The organism is Streptomyces sp. SID14478, from assembly GCF_010548525.1.
Lineage (GTDB): Bacteria > Actinomycetota > Actinomycetes > Streptomycetales > Streptomycetaceae > Streptomyces.
This window is the reverse complement of sequence record NZ_JAAGMG010000328.1, coordinates 1-669: the sequence shown is the minus strand read 5'-3', so window position 1 is coordinate 669 and position 669 is coordinate 1. Positions and strand designations below refer to the sequence as shown.

1 protein-coding gene is annotated in these 669 nt (G+C 74.7%); it reads right to left on the bottom strand.

Annotation, left to right across the window (positions count from 1 at the left end; translation table 11 throughout):
* Nucleotides 1–171: 171 nt before the first annotated feature.
* Entirely contained in the window at nt 172–588 is a 417-nt protein-coding gene (locus G3I40_RS10895; RefSeq protein ID WP_164301959.1) for a hypothetical protein, read from the bottom strand.
* Nucleotides 589–669: the final 81 nt, after the last annotated feature.

The following is a 669-nucleotide window of genomic DNA, read 5'->3' as shown; positions in this document are numbered from 1 at the left end:
AGCGGGCCGCGTACCAGGGCGCGTGGTGCGGTTCGTCGGTGCGGGCCGCGATCAGACGCACCTCGTGGCCCGCGCGGGTGAGGGCGGCGGCCTGGTCGAGGACGGTCCCGTCCTCGCCGCCGGGCACGGCCGAGCCGTGGAAACCGTGCACGAGCGCGATCCGCAGGGGCTTCACGCGAACGCCGCCTGCCCGCGCACACCGGACCGTACGAGCGTGAGGTCGTCACTGAACTCGCCTGCACCGTCCAGCACTTGGGCGAGTTCCGTCTTCCAGTCGACCTGGAGCAACACGCGCTCGCCGGGGGCGACGACGTCCTCCCACACCCCGTCCAGGCGCCGCATCCACGCCCGGTCGCGGTCGCCGAGCGCGTAGGGCACCACCAGCCAGTCCGCGTCGCGCGCCGCCGTCCTGCGCACCTTGGCGCGGGCCCCGCCGAACGGCTGGAAGGAGACGATGCGCCCCCGGTACCCGGCCCGGCGCAGGCCGCGCCCGAAGCACCCGTGGTGCGCCCCCGAGTCGAGCACCAAGTCGATCTCGTATGCGGTGAGTTGACGCAGCAGCTCGCCGGTCCGTCCGATGCCGATCATGTCCGTACTCCTTCGTGAAGAGGCCGCTTGCGGGGCGCGGCGGGCCGGCGCCGACGCGGCCCGGCCCGCCGCGCCCCTCAG